Genomic DNA, 3,267 nt, shown 5'->3' with positions numbered 1-3,267 from the left:
AAGCATTCTCTTGCGCGCCCTGCGTTCTAATCCAACCCAGTGCGAAAAGGGAGTTGTCGTCTGCGGCGTCTCGATCCAAAACTCCACAACAATACCCATATTCCCGATTACACTGTCTGAATCGCAGTTTTCAGAATCATTTAGATTGTGCTCGGTCCGGTCTTCAGGCTAAAAGCACCAGCCGAATCCCGCTCAACCCTGGAACAACATGCCTACAGAACACTGGTTGCAGACCTATGACCCGCTCGGCCAGCCCTTCCTTTCTACTCTCATTGCGACGCTGCCGGTCCTGGTGCTTCTGGGGTCGATCGCTTACCTGCAAATCAAAATCCATTACTCGGCCTTGCTCGGTTTGGGAGTCGCCTTGGCGACGGCTGTATTCCTGTATGGAATGCCCTTGAAGGCCGCGGGCGCGACGACTCTGTTCGGCGCCGCATCGGGTTTGTTTCCGATCGGGTGGATCATCCTGAACTTAATCTTCCTCTATCAACTCACCGTTCAAAAAGGTCTTTTCAACGTTTTGCGCAGCAGCCTGGCGTCGCTGGCGCCCGATCCGAGAATCCAGGTCATTCTCATCGCGTTTTCGTTCGGAGCGTTCTTCGAGGGCGCCGCGGGCTTCGGCACTCCCGTCGCGGTGACGGCCGCAATTCTGATTCAACTGGGCTTTAAGCCCCTGGCAGCCTCGGGGCTGTCCCTGATTGCCAACACGGCCCCGGTCGCGTACGGCGCTCTGGGAACACCCATTATTGCGCTCAATCGCGTCACCGGGATCGATCTTCTTGAGCTTTCCGCGATGACGGGCCGGCAGTTGCCGTTTTTCTCGGTGATTGTGCCTTTCTGGGTGGTTTGGGCGTACGCTGGTTTTCGGGGAATGCTGGGTGTGTGGCCCGCGGCTTTGGCGGCTGGAGTGGCGTTTGCTGTTCCGCAATTCTTGGTCTCTAATTTTCACGGCCCCTGGCTGGTGGACATTGTCGCTTCGATGTGCTCTCTGGCCGCAGTCGGTGTTCTGCTCCGCTTTTGGAAACCGCGCGACAAATGGGTTCCTCCGGATCGGAGCGACGCGGGCTCAGCACCTGCCAAACCCTTCTATAGCCGGCCCGAAGTGGTCAAAGCGTGGATTCCGTGGACTCTCTTGAGCGTTCTGGTTTTCATCTGGGGCACGCCGGATTTCCGAAAGAAGCTGGACAGCATCTCCGCGCCGCAATTCGAAATGGCAAACCTCCACAACGTCGTCGTTCGCACTCCGCCCGTCGTGCCGGCGCCAACGCCGGAAAAACCGACGAAGCCTGAAGAAGCTGTCTTCAAGTTGAACTGGCTGTCCGCGACCGGCACGGGAATCCTGGTCTCGGCCATTCTGGCGGGGTTCATCATGGGGTGTTCTCCAAAGGAAATGTTCAAAACTTACGGCGCAACACTCATCCGGGTGCGCTATTCGTTGATCACCATTGCCGCCATGCTGGCGCTCGGATACGTGACGCGTTACTCGGGCACCGACGCCACGCTGGGCCTGGCGCTGGCCAAAACCGGCGTGCTCTATCCGTTCTTCGGCACGTTGCTCGGCTGGCTGGGCGTGGCGTTGACCGGATCGGATACGGCGTCGAATGTCTTGTTCGGAAGCCTGCAAAAGATTACCGCCGAACAAATCAACGTCAGCCCGACGCTGATGGCCGCGGCGAACAGTTCCGGAGGCGTGATGGGAAAAATGGTCGATGCGCAGAGCATCGTGGTCGCCAGCACCGCCACCAACTGGTACGGGCATGAAGGCTCAATCCTGAGGTATGTTTTCTTCCACAGCATTGCCTTGGCGATGCTGGTGGGGTTGCTGGTTTTTCTTCAAGCTTACGTGCCGCCATTCACTCAGATGGTGGTCCGTTAACTGCGCGGAACTATGAGACACTTGCGGATCTTGCTCGCGGATGACCACGCTTTGATCCGGGAGGGACTTAAGCGCGTCCTGGACAACCGCCAAAAGTTCATGGCGCGCAGGCCAGCCGAATTGATTCTGCACGAGCGCCAGCACTTCACCGGCCGCAGGCTGCGTCGGACTGGCTGTGAGGAGCCCGCAAGCGAATTGACGACTGCGGCGCGCTGGCTTGGGTGGAGCAAGCGCGTTTGCGCGAGGCCTCCGGAGCGGTCCGAAAAGGGGTCAGTCCCGCATATTGACATTATCCTTGTCCCCGCCGCTGCGCCGACAGCAGATTCGACAAACTCGCTCCCGTCTCCATCTGCAACCGGGCGACAATCCACTTCAACGTCACCTGCCTGCCGGCAGGCAGGTCGTCGTCTCCGCCCGCAACTTCACGGCCAGCTTCAACTTCGACCTGTCACCGCTCTTTCGCGCGGCCAGTTCCGCCTCCGTCCATCCCAGCTTGGCGAGCCCTTCGCCCACCAGCCGCTCCGCCTTCTGCGCCGCGCTTTCCTGCAACTCCGCGCCGTAATGCGACGCCCCACGCCGCGCTTCTACCTGCGCCAGCAGCTCCTTCCGAAACGCCTCCTCACCCCAGCACCAGCCCCGCCGAATCCGCCCATACTCCTCCGGGTCGTCCTGCGCCCGCCGCTCCTCCATCACCCGCTCGAACTGCTGGCGTCCACCATCAACGCCTTGTAACGGCCGCTGAACAGGTGCCCGAACAGTTTGTGCCGCCGGTTCAACCGTGCCGTGTAGGTGCCGAGAAAGAACTTCATCCCCGCCACGAGATTTCCCTGCGGCGTCTCCAACACCAAACGGAAGTGATTCCCCATCAGACAGAAGGCCTGCACTTGCCAACCGGCTCTCCCACAGGCCTCCGCCAGCGTGGCGACAAACAACTCCCGATCCCGGTCATCGTGGAAGATGGCTTCCCGTCGGTCGCCGCGATTCATCACGCCTGTCCCGCCGTAGCTCGGAGCGAAGGTGGATGGTAACTCGCGCCCGGATACTCAATGCGGAGCTTGCGTGCCATGCGCCGAAGCCTGCCCAAACAGGGCAACGGTGTCAATATGTGGGACTGACCCCTTTATGACCCCTTTACTTTGGATCCCGGCTGATGCTGGCGGGCAGCACCTTGATCGCGACCTCGCGGCCGAGCTTGGTGTCGGTGGCGCGATACACTTCGCCCATGCCGCCTTCGCGGAGCTTGGCGGTGATCCGGTAGTGCGTGAGTGAGTTGCCAATCATCATTCAATCCTGAGTCCGGGACGTGTGAGTGAAAAGCGATTTCATCTTTTCTTCACCCGCCGTGTTGGCACGGACGGCGTTTCCGGCAGCCAGTCGCAGGCATTAGCAAA

General features: G+C 60.0%; 2 protein-coding genes and 1 pseudogene. 2 read left to right on the top strand and 1 reads right to left on the bottom strand.

What is annotated here, in order from left to right; all coding sequences use genetic code 11:
* The first annotated feature begins 208 nt into the window (after positions 1 to 208).
* Both FJ398_26930 and FJ398_26925 read left to right on the top strand, forming a co-directional pair.
* A complete protein-coding gene (locus FJ398_26930; GenBank protein ID MBM3841513.1) occupies positions 209 to 1,876 on the top strand; it encodes an L-lactate permease in 1,668 nt (555 codons plus the stop codon).
* Between the two features lie 587 nt (positions 1,877 to 2,463).
* Positions 2,464 to 2,574, top strand: a pseudogene (locus tag FJ398_26925) (cell envelope biogenesis protein TolA).
* On the opposite strand, the gene FJ398_26920 reads toward FJ398_26925, so the two are convergent.
* On the bottom strand, positions 2,566 to 2,865 hold the full coding sequence (locus FJ398_26920) for a hypothetical protein (GenBank protein ID MBM3841512.1): 300 nt from the start codon (positions 2,863 to 2,865) through the stop codon (positions 2,566 to 2,568). The pseudogene FJ398_26925 and the gene FJ398_26920 sit on opposite strands and share 9 nt — an antisense overlap.
* Positions 2,866 to 3,267: the final 402 nt, after the last annotated feature.

The organism is Verrucomicrobiota bacterium, from assembly GCA_016871535.1.
Classification (GTDB): Bacteria; Verrucomicrobiota; Verrucomicrobiia; order Limisphaerales; family SIBE01; genus VHCZ01.
This window is presented reverse-complemented; position numbering and strand designations above follow the sequence as displayed.

Bases quoted from the DNA above. Each gene is read 5' to 3' on its own strand.
- FJ398_26930 (MBM3841513.1), top strand. From the start codon at position 209: ATGCCTACAGAACACTGGTTGCAGACCTATGACCCGCTCGGCCAGCCC.